The organism is Dyella terrae (genome assembly GCF_004322705.1).
In the GTDB taxonomy this organism is placed as follows: domain Bacteria; phylum Pseudomonadota; class Gammaproteobacteria; order Xanthomonadales; family Rhodanobacteraceae; genus Dyella_D; species Dyella_D terrae.
This window is the reverse complement of the sequence record NZ_SIZZ01000002.1, coordinates 960540-981290: the sequence shown is the minus strand read 5'-3', so window position 1 is coordinate 981290 and position 20751 is coordinate 960540. Positions and strand designations below refer to the sequence as shown.

Here is a 20751-nt window from a genome sequence, read left to right as displayed (position 1 = left end):
GTTACGTAACCTTGTAAGGGCCCTGCAAGTCGGGGTCGACTTGCGGCGAAGGAGGAGTCGGCGGCGTATCGCCGTGCAAGGTGGCCTGGCGCAGCTGGAACACATAAGCCAGCACTTGCGCCACGGCGACATAAAGCGTGGCGGGAATCTCCCGCCCGAGTTCCGTCGTGGCATACAGCGCGCGCGCCAGCGGCGGCGCCTCGACCATCGGAATGCGATGGCCTTCGGCCACCGAACGAATCTGCATGGCGATGATGTCCACGCCCTTGGCGATCACGCGCGGCGCGCGCATCTTGCCGTCGTCGTATTTCAGCGCCACGGCGAAGTGCGTTGGGTTGGTCACCACCACATCCGCGTTCGGCAACTCCTGCATCATGCGGCGGCGCGCCAACTGCTGCGCGACCTGGCGCATGCGCCCCTTCATCTCGGGATTGCCTTCGCTTTCCTTCATTTCGTCGCGCACTTCCTGCTTGGTCATGCGCAACTTCTTGGCGTGGTCGTACTTCTGGTAGCCCGCATCGATGCCGCCAATGATGGCCAGCATGGTGCCGAACAAAAGCGCCGCACGACCAAGCACGCCCAGCGCCATGGCAATGCCTGCGCTGACCGTGCCGCGCCCGGTCGCCTGCATGGCGTCCTGCGAGTTCCACAGCACCCAGGCAAGCGCGGAACCGATGAAGAGCAGCTTCAGCAGGGACTTCACCAGTTCGACCAGGCCGCGCATCGACACGATCCGCCCCAGGCCCGGGATCGGGTTGAGCCGGTCGAACTTCGGCTCCAGCGCCTGCGCGCTGAAGCTCAAGCCGCCGAGAACCATCGGTGCAGCGAGCGTCGCAAGCACCGTGGCCATGGCAATGGGCGCGAACAGCGACAGTGCTTCGCTCACGGCCTCGTGCAGGACACGACCGGGAAGCTCGCCCGAGAACAAGGCGTCACGGCTGTAGCTCATGCCCAGCGTGTAGATGTTGCGCGCGTGCAGGAAGGCCTTGTCACTGCTGCTCATCAGGCCGGCCACACCGGCCAGCACCACCAGGGCGCCGGACAGGTCCCGCGATCGTGGAACCTCGCCCTTCTCGCGAGCTTCGCGAAGTCGCTTTTCTGATGGTTTTTCGGTTTTGTCTTCGGCGTCTTGCTCGGACATGTCACATCCTCAGCAATTCGCGCATCAGCGACCACGCGTTTTCCTGCAGCGCGGCGAACGCGCCCGGCAGGCTGCGCAGGGACAACCAAAGAGCGATGAAGCCCAGGCAGATCGTGATCGGGAAGCCGACTGCAAAGAGGTTCATCGAGGGCGCCGAACGACTGATCGCGGCAAAGCCCATGTTGACCACCAGCAGCGAGGTCATGGCCGGCAGCGCCACGCGCACGGCGCCGGAAAACAACTGCGACCCGAACGCCACCACGGCATGGAGTACGTTGGGCGTAATCGCTTCGGCCCCCGGCGGCAGCGTGCGGAAGCTGTCAGCCAGCAACTCGATCAGCCGCAGATGACCGTCCATCGCAAGGAACAGCAAGGTGATCAGCAGCAGGTAGAACTGGTTGAGCACCGGCGAGCTGCCGCCGCCCTGCGGGTTGACCACTTCGGCAAAACCCAGGCTCATGCTCTGCGCGACCAACTGGCCGCCGAAGGCCACCGCTTCGAACGTCATGCGCAGCACAAAACCCACCGCACCACCGATCAGCACCTGCCCTGCCATCGTGGCAATGCCATCGGCGGTAGTGAGGTCGATCTGCGCCTTCGCCATCGGCGACAACACCAGCGTCAACAGGACGATCAGCCCGACGCGCACACGCGCGGGCAACACGTTGGCCCCATAAATCGGCGCCATCAGGAACAGTCCCGTCACCCGCGCCAGCGCCCATACGACGCTGCCGAGGAAGACCTGGATCTGTGCCAGATCGATATTCACCGCACAGCTCCAGGCAGGCCTTCGATCAGATGGCGGGTGAACTGCACCAGCGTACGCAGCATCCACGGACCGGTGATCAGCGCGACGGCAGCCATGGCCAGTAGCTTCGGAATGAAGCTAAGGGTCATTTCGTTGATCTGCGTCGCGGCCTGGATGACGCCCACCAGCAGGCCCACGGCCAGCGCGGTCAGCAGCAACGGCGCAGCCACGAGCATCGCGACGTACAGCGCGTGCTGGCCAAATTCGATGACGGATTCAGGAGTCATGGCCGGCGCGCACTATTGGTAAAAGCTGCCGGCAAGCGTGCCCAGCAACAGCGCCCAGCCGTCCACGAGGACGAAGAGCATGATCTTGAATGGCAGCGAGATGATCATGGGCGAGACCATCATCATGCCCATCGACATCAGGACGCTCGCAACCACCAGGTCAATGATCAGGAACGGAATGAACAGCAGAAAGCCCATCTGGAACGCAGTCTTCAGCTCGCTGGTGACGAAGGCCGGCATGGCGACGCGAAACGGCACATCGGCCTTGCTGGCGAACGGCTGCTCATTCGCGAGTTTGGTAAACAGCTGCAAGTCCGAATCGCGCGTCTGGTCGAGCATGAAATGCTTGAACGGCGCGGCGGCCAGCGGTATGGCCTGCTCGGCGGCGATCTTGCCATCCATGTACGGCTTCACGCCTTCGTCGTAGGCCTTGTTGAGCACTGGCGACATGACGAACAACGTCAGGAACAAGGCCAGACCGAGCAGCACCTGGTTGGGCGGCGTGGACTGCGTGCCCAGTGCCTGGCGCAGGAAACCGAGCACGATGATGATGCGCGTGAACGACGTCATCATCAGCAGGATCGCCGGCAACATCGTCAGCACCGTCATCAGCGCCAACAGCTGCAGCGAGAGCGTCCAGCTGGACCCGCCCGCGCCGTTCTGCACGGTCACGGCGGGAATGCCGACCGGATCGGCGAGCAATGGCAACGGCAACAGGAGCGCAAGAACGAGCAACGGACGAAACCACTTCATGACTTGCGCTTCCACAGGCTCAGCACATCGGCAAACGCCGGCGGTGTCACGGCCGGCTCGGGCGCCGGCGGCGCTTCGCCGTCATAGACGTGCAAAGTACGCATGCCGCCGGGGCCCACGCCGACAAGCAGCCGCTTGCCATCGGCATCGATCAGCAACATGCGTTCGCGCGCACCCACGGCGAACGATTCGACGCAACGAATGCGGCGTCCGCCCGGCTGCGTGCGCGCCTGCAGGCGACGACTCAACCAACCGGCGGCAAAGATCAGGGCGATGATGCCCGCCAGGCTCAGCACGACCCGAATCAGTTCGGCGCCCACGCTGACTTCGGCGGTTGGGAGCGCGGCGAGCATGATCACCTCAGCGCAGCTTGCGGACGCGTTCGGCGGGGCTGATCACGTCGGTCAGGCGGATGCCGAACTTTTCGTTGATCACCACCACTTCGCCATGCGCCACCAGCGTGCCGTTGACGAACACGTCCAGCGGCTCGCCCGCAGCGCGATCGAGCTCAACCACCGAGCCCTGGTTGAGCTGCAGCAGGTTGCGGATGCTGATGCGCGTACGGCCGACTTCCATCGCCAGGGTCACCGGTACGTCCAGGATCAGGTCGAGGTTGACGTCGCCACCCTCGCCGGCCACGCCCATCAGGGTTTCGAATTCCGGTCGGCCGCTCGGATCGAGCAGCGCGGCTGCGTCGTTGGAATTGCTCATTCGTTGATGTTCCCGGTAGAAAATTCAGAGGCCTGGCGCGCTTCACGGCGCCCTGCCAGGGAATGAAAACGGACGGCCTTGCGGCCCACGGCCTGGCCGTTGTGCCCGCGAAAAATGGGCACGTCTTCGGCAAAGACCGTGCTCAGTTCGGGCATGGCGATCGGAATCACGTCGCCGGGGCGGAGCTTGAGGAAGTCGCCAATGTTCATCTGCGTCTCGACCAGCAGCGATGTGAGTTCGACCTCGGCGTCCAGCACTTCCTGGTGCAACGCCGTCAGCCAGCGCTCGTCGCGCTCGACGCGGTCGCTCTGCACACCGGCGTCCAACAGGACGCGAATCGGCTCAATCATCGAGTACGGCATGGTCAGGTGGATCTCGCCACCGCCGCCATCCACTTCCGCATGGAACTTCGACACGACGACGGTTTCCGTCGGGCTGACGATGTTCGCGAACTGAGGATTGATCTCCATGTTCAGCGCTTCAAACGTCAGCGGGAGCACGGGCGCCCATGCCTCGACCAGCGAGCTGAAAATTTCGTCCAGCACGATCTGGATGACGCGGCGCTCGGTCGGCGAGAAGTCGCGACCTTCGATGCGCGCGTGGTAGCGGCCGTCGCCACCAAAGAAGTTGTCGATGATCGAGAAGACCAGGCGCGGCTCCATCACGATCAGTCCGGTGCCGCGCAGCGGACGCACGCGCACCAGGTTCAGGTTGCTCGGTACCGCCAGGCTGTGCACGTATTCACTGAACTTGAGCATTTTCACGCCAAGCACCGAGACTTCGCAGGTCTTGCGCAGCACGCTGAAAATGTTGGTGCGGAAGAAACGGGCGAAGCGATCGTTGACCATCTCCAGCGTCGGCAGGCGACCGCGCACGATGCGGTCCTGCTGCGTGAAATCGTAGGTCAGCACCGTGTCCGGCGGCGGCGGTTCGTCACCACCGATTTCCACCTTGCCGCCATCGACGCCCGCCAGCAGCGCGTCGATTTCTTCCTGGGAGAGCAGCTCGCTCATCACTGCATCACGAAACTGGTGAAGTACAGGGCATCGACGCCCGGTTTGCCGGTGCGGTCGGTAAGGATCTTCTGCACGGCCGCCAGCGCCTTGGCCTGCAGCTTCTGCTTGCCATCGGTGCTGCTCAGCTCGGTGTAGTCCTGGCTGCTGAACAGCATGAGCAAGGCGTTGCGGATCACCGGGTCCGCTTCCTTGGCAGACTGCAGCACCAGCGGGTCATGCGACATCAGAGTGACGCCCACCTGCAGGTAGCTCAGCGAATCGGCATTACGGAAATTCACAACGAACGCCGGATCGAGCGCCATGAAGAGCTCGGGCTTCTTCTCCTTCGCCGGCGCCTCGGCCTGGGCCGCGCCCGCTGCGTTGTGGCCGCGCAAGGTGTAGAGCGCATAACCGCAAACGGCCGACACGAGGATCAGCGCCAGGGCAAGGATCAGGATGGTGGTGCGCCCGCCGCCCGCGTTCTTGGCGGGTGCTTCGACTACCGGGCTCTGCTCAGCGTTGGACATGCACGACCTCGTGATGGAACGGTTCAATTCCGGGCGCCGTCGTGGCGCATCGGACGAAGAGGTCGAAGCAAGTGGTGTGCCATCGCGAAAAATGGCTTGTTGGCGCGGGTTATCGCCACGGCGCGCGGCGCCTCGGCAGAATCTTGACGCCTGAACGGGAGAGGTCGCGTGCTTGGCGCGCCGGAAGCTTGGCGGGGGATGACGGTTGGTTGGCGGACGCCATGGCGTCAGCGGAAACGCATGGCCACTCGGTCCCTGCCTGCGTCTACAGCCCAGCGACCTGGCTGACAGGTGTGCCGAGCATGGTTTACACCGCTACCGCAGCGTGGAGACCTTGGTCGTCAAGCGCACCGACTAGCCTCGAGGCCCCTGGATGCCGGCGTTCGCCGGCATGACGACGTGAGAGGGTGAGGTGGCAATCGTGTGTGGTCGCCACGGGATGCCTGCCTGCGCAGGCATGACGGTGTTTTTTGGATGTGCGGTGCAAACTGCGCGTGGTCGCCCCTGGATGCCGGCTTTCGCCGGCATGACGACGTGAGAGTGTGGGGCGATAACCGTGCGTGGTCGCCGCTGGGTGCCTGCCTGCGCAGGCATGACGGTGTTTTTTGATGTGCGGTGCAAACTGCGCGTGGTCGCCCGTGGATGCCGGCTTTTGCCGGCATGACGACGTGGGAGGGCGGGGCCATAACCATGTGTGGTCGCCACTGGGTGCCTGCCTGCGCAAGCATGACGGTGTTTTTGGGGTGTGAGGTGCAAACCGTGCGCAGTCGCCCATGGATTATTCGCTGCGCTCACCACTTCGAGGCCGACGTTCGGTCGTTCCCCACTCCGCTTTCGGCGGTGGGGCGGATAGCAAACAGTCGGACGTTAGTTGGCCTCGAGGGTGATGACTTGAGCCTGCGTGTCCCGTGAGACGCGTATCTAACTTAAGCGCACCCCTGGCTCTCAGGCCATTTTCTTTGGGTTACTTTTATTTTGGGCCTCGGCCGGCGGCAGCCAGGTCGAAACGCCCCCGCGGCGTAAGCGGCAAGGTCGCGTTAGCGCCCGAATGAGCGCCCCCCTTTCAATCGTTCTCCACCCAGCCGTGCCCTGGCACACCCACTATCCATGCCTTCGGTCCGTACACCTGCGCAGAAACCCAGCGACATGATCCAACCATGCACAAACGCGTCAGGCGAACGTATCAAGCAAACCAACGGCCTTCGTCACGACTGGTGCGTCCACCGCGTCAGCCTCTCCGGCAAAACGTTCATCACCCTTCCCGCCCTGCCCCTGCCCTCCACCATTACCACTCGCACTCTGCTGCCCCACCTGCGCCTGTCCCAGCGACAAGCCATGACCGGCCAGCATCAGATCCAGCTGCCCCAGCGTCTGCTGCACGGCCAGCACCGCCTGCGGGTGCTGCGCGGTGAAACTCACATCGACCTTGCCGTGCTCGGCCACGCTGACCTTCACATCCAGTTGCCCGAGTTCCTCGGGACGCAAGCGAATGCGTGCTTCCTTGACGTCATGGCCACCCAGCCATGCCACGTGCTGGCTCAGCTCTTCGGCGAAGGCCGGGCTGCCGACCGGCGCATCCATCTGCAGATTCGGGGCTTGCGGCGCATGCGTCGCATGGGTACCGGGCGACATCAGGGGCGCGGCGAGCAGATCGGCCGACAACGACGCGCCGTCCGATTTCCGTCCGGCGTGCTCGTCGCCCTGCTTCGATCCGGCCAGCATGGAGGCTGCGTCGATGATGACGTTTGTTGCTGACGCTTGCGCCGGTGCGCCATCGGTCATGGCATTGGCGGTCAGGTGTGACTTGAGCGCCGTGAGATTCAGGCCTTGCGCGGCATCGCCCTTCGCAGCATCGCCGCCGGTCGCGTCTGTTTTGATCGCCGCGTTCTGCGACTGCCCCAGCATGGCAAGCATGGCGGCCGCCATCACATTGCCGTTGCGTTCGGCCGGATCGGCATCGTCCGGCGGAAGATGGGCCGGCACCGGCACCGTGACATTCGTCGCGTCGCCGGCATGCTGCGAAGCGAGCAACGACACCAGGTTGGCAGGCAGCGGCGCCGGACCCAACTGCTGCTGCAACAACTGCTCAAACGGCTGACCGAAAGCCTGGCCACCTTCCTGCCCGGTGAGCAAATGGAGGGCGTCGTTGGCAGCGGTACCTTTGGCGCCCTGCACGGCGGCGGTCTTGACGGAAGGCGAAGTCGGAGCGGCGGTGGGTGTCATCGTGGTGTCCTGATTTACGTCCGGCGCTGACCCATGGACGCGCGCGGATACTGCATGCGCTCGTCAATGGCGTTCTGTTCGCGGCGGTCTTCGGCTTTGCGTTCCAGATTGCGGGCGTTGTCGATGACGCTGTCGAGCGCACGCTCGCGCGCATGCGCATCGCGCCACTCGCCACGCACCTGGTCGAGCTGGCGACGCTGGCGCTGGACCTCGAATTGCTGTTGTTCAATCGCCTGATCGATGCGATCCATGAACTGCTGGCGGTTGAGCAAAGCACTGACGGTCATGCCCGTGCCCCCGGCCTGCAAGGCGTACTCGGCCTTGTAGCGCTGGAGCTCGCCCAGCTGCTGCTCGGCGTTCTGCACGCGGCCCTGCTGTTCGGCCAGACGCTGGGTCGCGCCTTCGCGCTTTTCGCGCGCGACATCGGCGGCCGGCTGGAGTCGGACCGAGCGGCTTTTCATGTGCTGGCCTCTTCAGCAATCCCGTTCAATGCCTCGATGGCCTGTGCCAGCGCCATCGGCTCGTCGACTTCCTGCTGGAGGAAGTCACGCAGGCGCGGCCACATGGTGATGGCCTTGTCCACCTGCGGATCGGAGCCCTTCTGGTAGGCGCCGACGGCAATGAGGTCGCGCTGGCGACTGTACGCCGAATACACCTGGCGAAAGGCCTGGGCCGCGCGCATGTGTTCGCGCCGAACTACGGCAGGCATGACGCGGCTGATGGACGCCTCGATATCAATGGCCGGGTAATGACCTGCTTCAGCGAGGTCACGCGACAGGACGATATGACCGTCCAGGATGGCGCGCGCGGCGTCGGCGATGGGATCGTGGCGGTAATCGTCGCCTTCGGTCAGCACGGTGTAGAACGCCGTGATCGAACCTCGCCCGTAGGCGTCGTTGCCCGCGCGTTCGACCAGCGCCGGCAACATGGCGAACACCGACGGCGGATAGCCCTTGGTCGCGGGCGGCTCGCCGATCGCCAGCGCGATCTCACGCTGTGCCTGCGCATAACGGGTGATGGAGTCCATCAGCAGCAGGACGCGCTGGCCGCGATCGCGGAACCACTCGGCGATCGCCGTGGCGTACTGCGCGCCACGGAGGCGCTTCAGCGGCGGCGCGTCGGCGGGCGCGGCGACGATCACCGAGCGCGCGCGACCTTCGTCGCCGAGCGTATGTTCGACAAATTCCTTGACTTCGCGGCCGCGCTCGCCGATCAGCCCCACGACCACGACATCGGCGTCGGTGTACCGGGTCATCATGCCCAGCAGGGTCGACTTACCGACACCCGAACCGGCGAAGAGGCCCAGGCGCTGGCCCCGTCCCACCGTCAGCAGCGCGTTGATCGCACGCACGCCCGTATCAAGCGGTGTATCGATGGGCTTGCGCGACATCGGGTTGATGGGTTCGCGCTTGAGCGTTGCGTGCTCATCGGCTTCCAGCGGGCCCATGCCATCAAGGGGAACGCCATCGGCTCCGATCACGCGCCCCAGCAGGGCCGTGCCGACAGGCAGATCGCCCGCCCGCGCACAGGGACGCACGCGCGCATTGGGCAGCACGCCGTGCATTTCCGTCACGGGCATCAGCAAGAGCCGGTCATCGGCAAAGCCGACGACTTCGGTATCGAGCTGCGCACCCGTCGCCGTCGACACGAGGCAACGCGCACCCAGCGGCGCCTCGCAACCTTCAGCCTCCAGCGTGAGCCCCACCACGCGACGGAGGCGCCCTTCGACCACGTTGAGCTGTGCTTCTTCGGCGCGACGCGAACGACGCGCGAGGCGCTCCTGCCAGCGCTGTTGTCTCAGCTGCAGGCTGGGGCGCACGATATTCATGCCATCTCCGCCTCGGGATCTTCGTCGACGGCACTCAGCTCATCGCCGAACACCGCGTCGACCACCGCGGCAAGCCGCGTTTCCACGCGGGCATCAAGTCGGGAGCTGTCGCTTTCCAGCCGGCAGTCGCCGCGCTCCATCGACGGATCGGCCAGCAGCTGCCAGTGCTCCTCGGTCGCTTCAAGCGCGCGCAGCAGGCCCAGGTCGTCCGGGTGAAGCAGGACGCGAATCTGGCGATTGGCCGAGGGCAGTGCCAGCACCGCTTCGCGCACCGTGCGCAGAATCAGCTCAGGCGTGACGGTCAGTTCGTGCGCGATCACGCGACGCGCGATCACCAGCGCAAGGCGCGCCAGCTCCTGCTCCGTCGCCTCGTCCATGCCTGCGAGCGGACGCGCTGCGCCAAGCAGAATGCCTTCCAGGCGCGCACGTTGCTCTTCCAGCTCCTGCAGGGCGGCCTTGCGCCCTTCGGCCAGGCCGGTGGCGAAACCTTCGGCGCGCGCTTCGCGCTCGAGGGCCTCCAGGTCACTGACCGTCGGACGCGCGGCCTGCGGCTGCTCGACTGGCTCGGGCTCGCGCGGCGGGCCCATATCGGGCAGCTCCCAGCGCTCGGCCTGGGCGACCCTTTCACGGGCGAGGATGCGCGCAAGCTGGTTCATGCACCGCGTTCCTTACACGTACTCGTCGCCGCTGGGCGACAGGTTGATCTGGCCGGCGTCGGCAAGCTTGCGGGCAATCTGCAGCACTTCCTTCTGCGCTGCATCCACTTCGCTCAGGCGCACCGGACCCTTCACTTCCAGGTCGTCGCGCAGCATGTCCGAGGCGCGCTTGGACATGTTGGCAAAGATGCGTTCGCGCACGTTCGGCTCGGAGCCCTTCAGCGCGGTGACCAGGCGTGCGGACGGCACTTCGCGCAACAGCATCTGCATGCTGCGGTCGTCCAGTTCGGCCAGGTCCTCGAACACGAACATCAATTCTTCAATGCGTCCGCTGAGGCCCGAGTCATGCCCGCGGATAGCAGACATCAGTTCCGCTTCGCGGCTGGACTCCATCGCATTGAGGATGTCCGCCGCCGCTTTCAGCCCACCCACGTTGGCCGACTTGAGCTTGTTGGTGCTGCCGGAGAACTGGCGCTCCATGATTTCATCGAGTTCGTTCAGCGCATGCGGCTGCACGCCATCAAGCGTGGCGATGCGCATGACGGCATCGCTGCGCACGCGCGGCGGCAGGTAACCGATCACCTCGGCGGCCTGGTCGGCTTCGAGATGCGCGAGCACCAGCGCGATGATCTGCGGGTGTTCCTGGCCAATCATTTCGGCAATGGCGCGGCTTTCCATCCACTTCAGCGATTCCAGGCCCTTGCTGCTGCGGCCGAGCAGGATACGGTCGATCAAGCCACCCGCCTTGCTCTCGCCCAGTGCGTTGACCAGGATCTTGCGGATGTACTCCTCGGTGCCAACGCCCAGCGCCGTATTGCGGCCCATGTCGTCGCTGAGGCGATCGAGCACGAACTCGACCTGCTCGCGTGACACGTTGGTGAGACCGGCCATGGCCTGGCCCACCGCCTGCACGTCGCGGGCATTGAGATGCTTGAGCACTTCGGCGGCGTCTTCCTCGCCCAATGTCAGCAGGAGGATGGCGGCGCGCTGTGCGCCATTGATCTGAAGTTCAGTGCTCATGGAATGCTTCGCCCGCGAAAGTCGCCGGCCTCTGTATCGTCACGCGAGGTCGTCGGCTTGACCATCACGTGCACGGCGCGCGTCAGGGTGTGCATCGATATCATCAGCCACCGTCCTCGCCGACCCAGTTGCGCACGACCTGCGCGACCTGCTTGGGATTCTCGGCGACCATGCGCTTGGCGATGTTCACGCGCGTTTCGTAATTGATGCCCTGCGGCGATGCCAGGCGGCCCGGCAATTGCGCATCGTCGTCTTCCGGATCATCGATGCGCACCGAAACCGTCGGCACGGCGGCCGGCAAGGTCGCCACCTGCGTGCCCGGCCCCTTGAACACACCGCGCAGCAAGGGACGAAGCAATCCGAAGGCGATGATCAGGGCGATCAACACGCCACCACCCTGCTTCATCAGGTCGAGCATGCCCGGTCGCTGCCAGAAGGGCATTTCCGGGGCAGCGTCTTCACCCGGGGCCTTGTGGAAGGCCTGGTTGATCACGCTGACGCTGTCGCCGCGCGTCTGGTTGAAGCCGACGGCATTCTTGGTCAGTTCGGTGAGGTGTTCGAGTTCCTGCGGCGTGAAGGCCACGCTCTTGCCGGCACCCTTGTCGCCAGGCATCCACTTATTGTCGACCACGACGGCGACGGTGAGGCGTGCGAGTCGCCCCGCCGGATCACTCGTATGGCTGACGGTGCGATCGAGTTCATAGTTGCGCGTGGCGCTGCTGGAGCTTTCGCCCGAGGCATTGGCCGTGCTGGCCGTGGCGTTGGCACCTGCGGCACCCGGCGCGCCCGGCTTGGCGGCGGTCGGCTGCGCCACCGTATTGGGCGGCTGGTTGCTCAACGCACCCGGCACCGCGCCTGCGTTGCCATCCTTGCGCGTTTCGCTGCTCGTCTGTTCGCTGCGCAGCGCGGGGTTTTCGTGGTTGTAGGTCTCAACGGCCTTCTCGGTCGCGCTGAAGTCCAGATCGGCGTAGACCTGCGCGCGCACCTTGCCCGGACCCACGAGCGGTGTCAGCAGTTCTTCGATGCGCTGTGCATAGGTGTTCTCCATGCGAGTCGCCAGGCGAAGGCGCGCATCACCGACGGCACCGGCGCTGTCCGGATCGTTGACCGTGAGCAACTGCCCCTGCTGATCGACGACGGAGACTTGACGCGCATCGAGCTCCGGCACGCTGGACGCGACCAGGTGAACGATGGCCGCCACCTGGGAGGCATCGAGCTGGCGTCCCGAATACAGCGTTACCAGCACGGACGCGCTCGCCTGGCGGTTATCGCGAATGAATGCCGACGGCTTCGGCAACGCCAGGTGCACGCGCGCCGCGCGCACCGACTGCAATCCCGCGATCGTGTTGCCCAGGTCGGTTTCCAGCATCTGCTGGTAGCGCGTGCGCTCGGCCAGATCGCTCATGCCGAACGGCGAATCGCCAGCCGGAAGCGCGCTGCTGGTGCCGGCACTGCCCTGCGGAAGACCTTGCGCGGCGAGCTTCAGGCGAACGGCCGGAAGATCCGACGCGGGCACGGAAATCGACGCACCATCCGGACCCAGTTGATAAGGCGTGTTGGACGACTGCAGGGCCTGCGTGATGGCCGCGGCATCTTTCTGGTCCAGCCCCGCATACAGCAGGCCATAGTTCGGCCCGCGCGACCACAGCACCACCGCCACGCCGAACGCCACCGCCGCCGCGACGCCCACGAGCAGTAACAGCTGCCGCGTTGCCGGGCTCTGCGCGAGGTTCTTCAGTGGGTCCAGGCGAGAGCCGTTGCCGGTCTCCGCGATGGCGTTTTCTGCCATGAAAACTGCTCGGTAGCGGGGGATGGGTGACTACGAAGGGAGCGCCGCTTTTAGACCGGCATGTTCATGATGTCTTTGTACGCATCGACCAGCTTGTTGCGCACCTCGGTCATCGTGCGCAGCGAGAGGTCGGCTTTCTGGATCGAAATCATCGTGCGTCCGAGATCGGCGCCGGCGTCGCCGCGCTCGAAACTCGCCGCCATGCGACCGGCTTCCTGCTGGTTCTGCCCCACCGTGGCGATCGACTGCTTGAGCAACGCGCCGAAGTCCGCACCCTGCGCCGCCTTCGCACTTTCCACCGACACCTCAGGCATCCGCACCTGGGCGGAAATCTGACGCATCTGCGAGAGCAAGCTATTGACGTCGATCTGGGTCATGACGGTTTTCCAACGCGTGGCGATGATGTGAGGGGTAGGTGCAAGACGTGTGCCATTGAGTGGGGCGGGGAACGGTTAACGGTGAACAGTGAAGAGGACAGCGAAAGCAGGCAGTCGGCACGTCTGGCCACAAGCTGCTTTTCTATGTTCACTGTTTACCGTTCCTCCGTTCACCGCCCATCAGGGCACCTGAAGCCCCGTCTGCAAGCCGTATTTCCTCAGCTTCTCGACAAGCGTCGTGCGCTGCATGCGCAACAACTTCGCCGCATGCGCCACCACGCCACCCGTGGCATCCAGCGCCTGACGGATCAGCCCGACCTCGATGTCGGAGAGGTGATCCTTCAGATCCAGGCCACCCTCGGGGAGGATGATCGCGGACTCGGCGCCGGCATTGGCGTTGACCTGGGGCAGCCGGCCTTCCATCAGCGCGAACAAGGCGGCGCCAGTCACTTCTTCACCGGCGGGGACGCCACGGTACTTGTCGGGCAGATCGCTTGCGCGCACTTCGCAGGCGGGATACAGGATCGCCATGCGCTCAACCAGGTTGCACAGCTCGCGCACGTTGCCCGGCCAGGTGTAGTGGCGCAGCGCATTCATCGCGCTGGAGCTGAAGCGCACGCCGGCCAGACCACGACGCAGCAAGCGCTGATTGAATTCGGCGATGAGCTCGGAAAGATCTTCGAGGTGCTCGCGCAGCGGCGGCATCTCCAGGGGGAACACGCTCAGGCGATAGAACAGGTCTTCGCGGAAGCGCCCCTCGGCGATGGCCTGCTCCAGATTGCGGTGCGTGGCGGCAATGATGCGAACGTCGCAGCGCTGGGTGCGGGTGCCACCCACGCGCTCGAACACCCGCTCCTGCAGGACGCGCAGCAGCTTCACCTGCATGGGCAGGCTCATGTCGCCGATCTCGTCGAGGAACAGCGTGCCGCCTTCGGCCAGCTCGAAGCGACCCTTGCGGGCACTGATCGCACCGGTGAAGGCACCCTTTTCGTGACCGAACAGCTCGCTTTCGAGCAGCTCCGCCGGAATGGCGCCGCAATTGATCGCCACGAACGGCTTGTCGCGGCGTTGCGAGCTTTCATGGATCGCGCGGGCCACCATTTCCTTGCCGGTACCCGACTCGCCCAGCACCAGGACATTGGAATCGAACGGCGCGACCTGGCGGATCAAGGCATTCACGTGACCCAGTGCCGGCGAACCGCCCACGATGCGCAACAGGGGCGAACGACCCGGCGACATGCTCGGGCGCGGCGTCGTGAAGCGACGCAGGGCATCGGCCAGTTGCTCGAAGCGGAGCGGGAAATTCAGCAGTTCCACGTGGCGCTGGCGCGAACCCGGCAAGGCCGCCGGCAACTGCGAGGCCAGCGGCGAGTCTGCCGCGACCAGCAAAGGCAAGTGCAGGGCCTGTTCCCCCAGGGTGTCCAGCTGCTGCTGGAAATCATCCAGGCTGGCAACGTCGCCGATATAGATGGCGCACCAGTCGTGCTGGCCCAGCTCATCCCGAGCGTCTCGCCCGACCTGTCGCGGCCGGTAACCCAGGAACTGAAGCGCCGACTGGACCGTTTCCGCCCGGACTGCATCCGATTCAATCACCAGAATATCGATGTCTTGTACTTCGTTTTGCACTGCAACCCCCTGCAAATTGCGGCGACCTGGACGTCCACGTCCCGCCGCACACTCGTACCGCGTCAACGCTTCGTCGCTGACGTCGAATACCCATACGCAAGATCGAGGCCAATGCCGCGCCGGGTATTCGTCACACGAATACGTCGAGGACGGTTATTCGTCGCTTCCGGTATCCCAGGACCGACCGCAAGATGTCGACGCGGGACCGCAAACCCTTGTGGGGCGGCGTTTCCGTGAACGGTAGCTGACGGAAGCGTCATGGGCACGGCGCACGTGCCAACTGCCAGACGCGTCAAATAATGAACTGAGACACTTTCGGAAATGTGAGACCGATCACATTCGAAAAATGATGCCAATCACGCCTGAGACGCTTGGCCCTGGCGGGCGACTGCCACTCTGCGTCGGTGGTGACGAAAAACCATACGTTCCAGACCCTCGCGCAGACCTTCAGTGACACCCAGGAACCCTACGAAATCATTCCCATCCGCAAATCGCTGCGCGACACGTGCCGGCAACTCGAGCGGCAGGCTGGGACAGGCATCCATGCGAATACGTAGAACTACGTAGTCGCTGCCAGGCAAAACGACTGAAGGGACGAGCGCACCCAACGCATTGAAGCGCAACGCCATGCGCGTGCGTGTGGTGGCATCGGGTACCAGCATGCGATTGACGATCTGGATCAGCGCGTTGAGCTTGGCGTCCATGCGCGCGATTTCGACCGCGAGCGGGTCTTCCTCGTCGGCAGGCTCGGCACGGCGCGATTCGAACACGTCCATGAAGGTCAGTGCCGAAACATTGCGGTCGGCGTAGCCGGCCAGTACGCGCTCATCGGGTTCGCCGGCCAACGAGTCGGCTTCCACGAGCCAGTCGCCATCGCATGCAAGCAACTGGTTGAAATCGTCCAGGGATGGGGTGTTCATGGGCTGGCCCGTGATGGGGGAGTGAGAACGGAGAATAATCGCTCAAGGCCGGCCGCAGCCCCCATTTCATGGCGTCCGCATTGACCTATTCCCTAGGCTTGCTTCCCCTATTACTAATTCAGGCGCTCAAATAAGCGGCGATGGCCTGGGCGCGCCCGTTGGCACGCTGCCATTCGTCGGCCACGAGGTCGCGGGCGCGACGCACCGTGTCGCGCAACTCGTCATTGAGGCGGATCAGCGTACCGACCGCTTCGTGATCGCGTTCGCCCTGCTCTGCCGCCCGCTGGAGCACGATCTCGCGCTGGGCTTCCTGCAGCGCAAGGCTGTCCCAATCCTCGCTGCGCGCCGATTGCAGCATTTCTTCGCTGAGGCACACCGCCTGGGCCAGGAGCGAACTCACGGCGCGGCACTCTTGGTGCGGGCTTCCGTGGGCACCTGCTTCCAGGCATCACGCAGCTGCTTGAGCAGACGATGGACTTCATCCACCGCGGTGACGTCGTTATGCAGGTTCGCGTGCAGCAGGCGGTTGCCCATGTAGTCGTAGAGCGCGCTGAGCTGGCCGACCAGGGGCGACTCCACCTTGGTATCCAGGCTGCCACGCAGTTCGGACACGATATCCATGATTCGGGTCATCACGTCAGCCTTGGCGGCAATCTCGCCGCGCTCCATGTGGCTGCGCGCGCGAATCAGGCGCTCGATCGCGCCGTCCATCAGCATGGCGATCAGGCCGTGGGCGTCGGCCGATTCGACGCCGCCGTGGGAACGTACTTGCTGGTAGGCGCCTGCGCCGTATCCGAATGCCATGTCCGTGTCCCTTGCTTACTTCTTGTTTGCGTTCGACATGGCGTCGAACTGCTGCGTCAGGTAGCTGCTGGTGTTGTTGAGCTTGGTCAGCATCGTGTCCAGCGCCGTGAACTGCTGCGTGTAGCGCTTGGTCAGCGCGTCCATGCGGTTGTCCAGGTCGGTCTGCTGATCGGCCAGGCTGGTGATCTGCTTGTTGAGGTTGGACGTGCGCGTGACCAGGATGCCGGTGGGGCCGACCCAGCTGTTGAGCGGGGCCTTGAGTGCCGCACCCAGGCCCTTGTCGCCACCAAACAGCGACTTCACCTTGTCGCCATCGCTGCCAAGCGCTGCGGTGAGCTTGTCGTTGTCGACTTTGAGCGTGCCGTCCAGCTGGAATGCCACGCCAAGCTGGCTGAGCGAGGTGCCGTTGGCCGGACCGCTGAGGATGCCGGTCAGCGTGCTCTTGATGCTGTTGAGCGTGGCGTCGCCGATGAGGGCGCCGGCCGAGCCGCTGGTCTTGTCGTAGGCGGTGAGGTTTTTGTAGAGCGTCGCAAAGCTGTTGTACGCGGTGACAAACGTGTTCACGGCGCTGGTGGCCGAGGACATGTCGCTGGTGACGTTGACCGTGGTGCTGCCGGTGGTCAGCAGGCTGATGGTGAGGCCATCGATCGCCGTCACCGAGTTGCTGTCGCTGCTGCCATCCATGCCATCGATGGTGTACTGCGCATTCAGCGGCTTGTCGACAATGCTCAGGCCGTTGCCGTCGGTCGCGGCCGGGTCGTAGTTCAGCGCCGCGAGGCCGCCGTCGCCACCACTGCTGCTGACCGTGAAGCCGTTGTCCTCACCGGTCTTGGTGCTGCGCAGGACCAGATGCGCGCCATCCGTGCCGGTGACGATGGTGGCCGTGACACCCGGGTTGTCACTGGCCTTGTTGATCTTGTCGCGAATGGACGCGAGCGAATTGACCGAACTGTCGATATCGACGTTCATGGTCTTGCCGCCCGCCGAAATGGTGAGCGTGCCGGTACCGACCTTCGTGTTGGCGTCAGTGAATGCGCCGGACGACGCCTTCATCGCGGTCGCCAGCTGGGTGACCTTGATGTTGTAGCTGCCATTGACTGCGCCGGCCTTGCCGGTGGCAGCCGCAGCGGCCGTGGCGGTGACGATGGTCTTGTCGCCCGTGCTCACGGTGTGGCCGGCGAACGCCGTGCCGGTGGTCAGTGCGGACAGCGCCGACTGCAAGGCCGTGAGGGCGGCCGAAACCTGGCCGATGCCGGAGAGCTGCGTCTGCGCGGTGCTCTTCTGGCTGTCGATCTGGTTCTGGAGCGGGGTCTTCTTCGCAGCAACGAGCTGCGAGACCAGGGTGTTCACGTCAAGGCCGGATCCGACGCCTGCTGCGCTGAGCGTGCCGGTGTTGGAGGACGTACTGTTGACGGTAATAGCCACGGTCATTTCCTTCTCATGGGAAAGCGGCCGTGATTGCTCACGGCCGCTTCGGGATTGCTACAACAGTTACTGCAGGAGCTTCAGCACAGCCTGGGTGGAGGAGTTGGCCTGGGCCAGCACCGACACGCCTGCCTGCTGCAGGATGTTCGCGGACGACATGTTCGCGGTTTCCTGAGCGAAGTCAGCGTCCTGGATCTGGCTACGCGAGGAGTCCAGGTTCTGCGAGATGGTCTGCAGGTTGGAGATCGTCGAATCGAAGCGGTTCTGGATTGCACCCAGGTCGCTGCGCATGGAGCTGATCGACGACAGGGCGGCATCGACGCGGCTGATCGTGTCGTTGGCGCCGCTGACGGTCTTCACGCTGCTGTCTTCCAGGCTGCCACCGATGGCGATGGCGCTGCCGCCAGCACCCGAGAAGCCCAGGTTACCCGTGCCGGTGCCGGACTTGGTGCCGTCAACCACGAGATCCTTCTGCGAGTTCAGGTGGATCGAGTTGGTGGTCGAGTCGTAGAAAGCCGACAGGCCGTCGACGCCCTTGGCGTTCAGAGTGTCCACGAAGGACTGTGCGTCCTTGTAGGTGCCAGCCATGTCCACGCCCTGGATGGTCAGGTCGCCAGCAGCGAGCGTCAGGCCCTTGGAGAAGCCGTCCGTCGCACCCGTGGTGGTGACGCTGGCGCTCTTGGCGATGGTGGTGGCGCCGACAAGGCCCTTGCCATCAACGATGGTAGCGTCGTTGGCGGCGTCGCCGTTGGCCAGCTTCAGCTCGCCGTTGGTCACGGTCGCCGAGATCTTCGTCGTGGCCGACTGCGCATTGATCGCGGCAGCCAGGCTGTTGACGTCGTTGAACGTGCCGGTGATCTCGGTGTCGGTCGTCGAACCGGAAGCACCCGTGGTGAACTTCAGGTCGCCCGAAGCCAGCGTGACCTTGCCATCCTTGAACAGCGAGCTGATGTCACCCGTCGAGCTGGCGGCGGTCTGGCCGACCTGCGACGAACCGGTGCCCTGGCTCAGGTTGACCGAGATGGTCTGACCGACGTTGGCGCCGACCTGGAAAGCAGCCGTGCCGAACGTGCCGTCGAGGACGTGGCGGCCGTTGAAGGTGGTCTGCTGCGAGATACGGGTGATTTCAGCCAGACGCTGCTGCACTTCGGCGTCGAGCGCCGAACGGTCGCTGTCCGAGTTGGTGGCGTTGGCGGCCTGGACCGACAGCTCGCGGATGCGCTGCAGGTTGTTGGTCACTTCGTTCAGCGCCGACTCGGTGGTCTGGGCGAGCGAGATGCCGTCGTTGGCGTTGCGGATGGCCTGGTTCAGGCCGTTGATCTGCGTGGTGAAGCGGGTCGAAATGGCGAGACCGGCGGCGTCGTCCTTCGCGCTGTTGATGCGCATACCGGAAGACAGACGCTCGATGGCGGTGCTCAGCTTGCTCTGCGTCTTGGCCAGGTTGTTCTGGGCATTCAGCGAGCTGATGTTGGTGGTAACGGACATGACCATGGGAATAACTCCGTATCGGGTCGGGCTGCTGCCGGAATGGGCCGGCGGTGGGAACACAGCGGGCATTCCTGCTGGAACATCGCCGCCTCAGTCACTGTTTCGGCCCATCTCGCGGGAACTTGAGGCTCGCTTTTGCAGCTTTCCCCGATTTCCTGCGAAGCGCATCACACGTAATGCGCTATCCCTACCCTTCGAAAGCTCAACGCAAGTAATCAAACAAAGACGAACTGTGCACCTTGGTGTACGTCAGCTGCGCCGCCTGCAATGCCGAGTTCTGCAGGTTCAGCTGGCTGATGGCGTCGTAGTAATCCAGATCCTGCACGTCCGACAGCGCGGTCTGGTACTGCAAGGTCAGATCGCTGTTGAGGGACGCCTGCTGGTCGAGCGCATTCATGCGACCGCCGATGGCCGAACGCGTCTGCGTGATCGTGTCCATGGCCTGGTCAAGATTGGAGAACTGCTGGTTCAGCGCGTTCTGCATATCCGCGCCGCCACCGGGCATCTTCAGTGCATCGATGATGTTGCCCAGCGTGGAGAAGATGTCCTGCTGGCCCGACGGCGCCACATTGAACGTGTCGCCTGCGGCGGGCTTGCCGGAAATCGCCACCTGCACGCCCTTGAACGCCACGACGGCGCTGCCGGTATCGGTATAGGTGCCATTGCTGACGACGTTGTTGCCAGCGTCGCGCACTTCGTACGTATCCGGGGCGGTGAACACAATGCTGTAGTTGGCGTTGTCCCACTGCGACTTGTCGGTCACCGTGAGCGTACCGGCCACGGCACTGCCGGTATTGGTCGACGGAACAGACACCTGGAAGGTGCCATTGCCGGTCGGGATGTTCATGAAAACGGATGCACCGGAATCGCCCGTGACCACCTGCATGCCCGGGCCGGCGGCGATCATGCGCTGGCCGTTGTCACCGGTGTAGACCACGTTGCCGCTCTGCACCGAGAACGGCTGCGAACCGACCTGGTTGCCGGCAAAGAGGAAATCACCGGCGCCGTCCTTGCCATTGGCCAGGCCCATGAGCTGCGTGCGGATCTGGGTGAGTTCGGCGGCGATGTCGGCACGCGTCGCGTCGGTCTGCGTGCCGTTCATGCCTTCGAGCAGCAGCGTGCGCACACGCGTCAGGGCGTCGGTCGATGCCGAAAGCGCCGAATCTTCGAGACCCAGGCGTGCGTTGGCTGCCGTGATGTTGCGCTGGTACTGCGCGACATCCGCCGTCATGTGCGTCAGCTCCAGGGCGCGCGTCGCACCCACCGGATCGTCCGACGGACTGTTGATGCGCTTGCCGCTGTTGATGCGGTTCTGCAGGTCGGCCAGGTTCGACTGCCCTTCGAGCATCGTGTTGACCGACTGCTGGGCCATGTAGCTGGTGGAGATGCGCATGGGAATTCCGATAAGAAGGATGGCGTCAGTGGGAAGCGCT

At 64.3% G+C, this 20751-nt stretch carries 22 protein-coding genes; all 22 read right to left on the bottom strand.

Translation table 11 applies throughout. The annotated features are described in order from the left end of the window. Position 1 precedes the first annotated feature (1 nt). Positions 2–1141 (bottom strand): flagellar biosynthesis protein FlhB, encoded by a 1140-nt coding sequence (gene flhB / locus EYV96_RS15115; RefSeq protein WP_131152357.1) that lies wholly within the window; start codon positions 1139–1141, stop codon positions 2–4. Between the two features lies 1 nt (position 1142). Further along, positions 1143–1910 (bottom strand): flagellar biosynthetic protein FliR, encoded by a 768-nt coding sequence (fliR, locus tag EYV96_RS15110; RefSeq protein ID WP_240732592.1) that lies wholly within the window; start codon positions 1908–1910, stop codon positions 1143–1145. Next, entirely contained in the window at positions 1907–2176 is a 270-nt protein-coding gene (gene fliQ, locus EYV96_RS15105) for a flagellar biosynthesis protein FliQ (protein WP_131152356.1), read from the bottom strand. The genes fliR and fliQ overlap by 4 nt, the downstream gene beginning before the upstream one ends. A 12-nt stretch (positions 2177–2188) precedes the next feature. Continuing rightward, entirely contained in the window at positions 2189–2929 is a 741-nt protein-coding gene (gene fliP, locus EYV96_RS15100) for a flagellar type III secretion system pore protein FliP (RefSeq protein WP_131152355.1), read from the bottom strand. Further along, positions 2926–3282, bottom strand: coding sequence for a flagellar biosynthetic protein FliO (gene fliO / locus EYV96_RS15095; protein ID WP_131152354.1), 357 nt, complete (start codon positions 3280–3282; stop codon positions 2926–2928). Before fliO ends, fliP begins: the two co-directional genes overlap by 4 nt. 7 nt (positions 3283–3289) lie before the next feature. Continuing rightward, positions 3290–3640, bottom strand: coding sequence for a flagellar motor switch protein FliN (fliN, locus tag EYV96_RS15090; protein ID WP_131152353.1), 351 nt, complete (start codon positions 3638–3640; stop codon positions 3290–3292). After that, positions 3637–4653 carry a flagellar motor switch protein FliM gene (fliM, locus tag EYV96_RS15085; protein ID WP_131152352.1) on the bottom strand — a complete coding sequence of 339 codons (1017 nt, stop codon included), beginning with the start codon at positions 4651–4653 and terminating at the stop codon, positions 3637–3639. The genes fliN and fliM overlap by 4 nt, the downstream gene beginning before the upstream one ends. Then, positions 4653–5162 (bottom strand): flagellar basal body-associated FliL family protein, encoded by a 510-nt coding sequence (locus tag EYV96_RS15080; protein ID WP_131152351.1) that lies wholly within the window; start codon positions 5160–5162, stop codon positions 4653–4655. Before EYV96_RS15080 ends, fliM begins: the two co-directional genes overlap by 1 nt. A gap of 1170 nt (positions 5163–6332) precedes the next feature. Further along, positions 6333–7385, bottom strand: a complete 1053-nt coding sequence (locus tag EYV96_RS15075) for a flagellar hook-length control protein FliK (protein WP_131152350.1) — start codon at positions 7383–7385, stop codon at positions 6333–6335. Positions 7386–7399: 14 nt separating this feature from the next. Continuing rightward, positions 7400–7846 (bottom strand): flagellar export protein FliJ, encoded by a 447-nt coding sequence (gene fliJ / locus EYV96_RS15070; protein WP_131152349.1) that lies wholly within the window; start codon positions 7844–7846, stop codon positions 7400–7402. Further along, positions 7843–9213, bottom strand: a complete 1371-nt coding sequence (gene fliI / locus EYV96_RS15065; RefSeq protein WP_131152348.1) for a flagellar protein export ATPase FliI — start codon at positions 9211–9213, stop codon at positions 7843–7845. Before fliI ends, fliJ begins: the two co-directional genes overlap by 4 nt. Further along, positions 9210–9869: a flagellar assembly protein FliH gene (locus EYV96_RS15060; protein WP_240732590.1), complete on the bottom strand. Its 660-nt coding sequence runs from the start codon at positions 9867–9869 to the stop codon at positions 9210–9212. The genes fliI and EYV96_RS15060 overlap by 4 nt, the downstream gene beginning before the upstream one ends. A gap of 12 nt (positions 9870–9881) precedes the next feature. Next, on the bottom strand, positions 9882–10871 hold the full coding sequence (fliG, locus tag EYV96_RS15055; RefSeq protein ID WP_205746184.1) for a flagellar motor switch protein FliG: 990 nt from the start codon (positions 10869–10871) through the stop codon (positions 9882–9884). Positions 10872–10992: 121 nt separating this feature from the next. Further along, positions 10993–12678 carry a flagellar basal-body MS-ring/collar protein FliF gene (gene fliF, locus EYV96_RS15050; RefSeq protein WP_131152346.1) on the bottom strand — a complete coding sequence of 562 codons (1686 nt, stop codon included), beginning with the start codon at positions 12676–12678 and terminating at the stop codon, positions 10993–10995. Positions 12679–12728: 50 nt separating this feature from the next. After that, positions 12729–13055, bottom strand: a complete 327-nt coding sequence (fliE, locus tag EYV96_RS15045) for a flagellar hook-basal body complex protein FliE (protein WP_131152345.1) — start codon at positions 13053–13055, stop codon at positions 12729–12731. Between the two features lie 180 nt (positions 13056–13235). Further along, complete coding sequence (locus EYV96_RS15040) at positions 13236–14681, bottom strand: sigma-54 dependent transcriptional regulator (RefSeq protein ID WP_131152344.1); 1446 nt, start codon at positions 14679–14681, stop codon at positions 13236–13238. A 356-nt stretch (positions 14682–15037) separates the two neighbouring features. Then, complete coding sequence (locus tag EYV96_RS15035) at positions 15038–15601, bottom strand: PilZ domain-containing protein (RefSeq protein WP_131152343.1); 564 nt, start codon at positions 15599–15601, stop codon at positions 15038–15040. A gap of 118 nt (positions 15602–15719) precedes the next feature. After that, positions 15720–16001 carry a flagellar protein FliT gene (gene fliT, locus EYV96_RS15030; protein ID WP_131152342.1) on the bottom strand — a complete coding sequence of 94 codons (282 nt, stop codon included), beginning with the start codon at positions 15999–16001 and terminating at the stop codon, positions 15720–15722. After that, entirely contained in the window at positions 15998–16405 is a 408-nt protein-coding gene (fliS, locus tag EYV96_RS15025; RefSeq protein ID WP_131152341.1) for a flagellar export chaperone FliS, read from the bottom strand. The genes fliT and fliS overlap by 4 nt, the downstream gene beginning before the upstream one ends. A gap of 15 nt (positions 16406–16420) precedes the next feature. After that, positions 16421–17836, bottom strand: a complete 1416-nt coding sequence (gene fliD / locus EYV96_RS15020; RefSeq protein WP_240732588.1) for a flagellar filament capping protein FliD — start codon at positions 17834–17836, stop codon at positions 16421–16423. A 60-nt stretch (positions 17837–17896) separates the two neighbouring features. Next, complete coding sequence (locus EYV96_RS15015) at positions 17897–19321, bottom strand: flagellin N-terminal helical domain-containing protein (protein ID WP_131152339.1); 1425 nt, start codon at positions 19319–19321, stop codon at positions 17897–17899. Between the two features lie 199 nt (positions 19322–19520). Next, positions 19521–20711: a flagellar hook-associated protein FlgL gene (flgL, locus tag EYV96_RS15010; RefSeq protein WP_131152338.1), complete on the bottom strand. Its 1191-nt coding sequence runs from the start codon at positions 20709–20711 to the stop codon at positions 19521–19523. Positions 20712–20751: the final 40 nt, after the last annotated feature.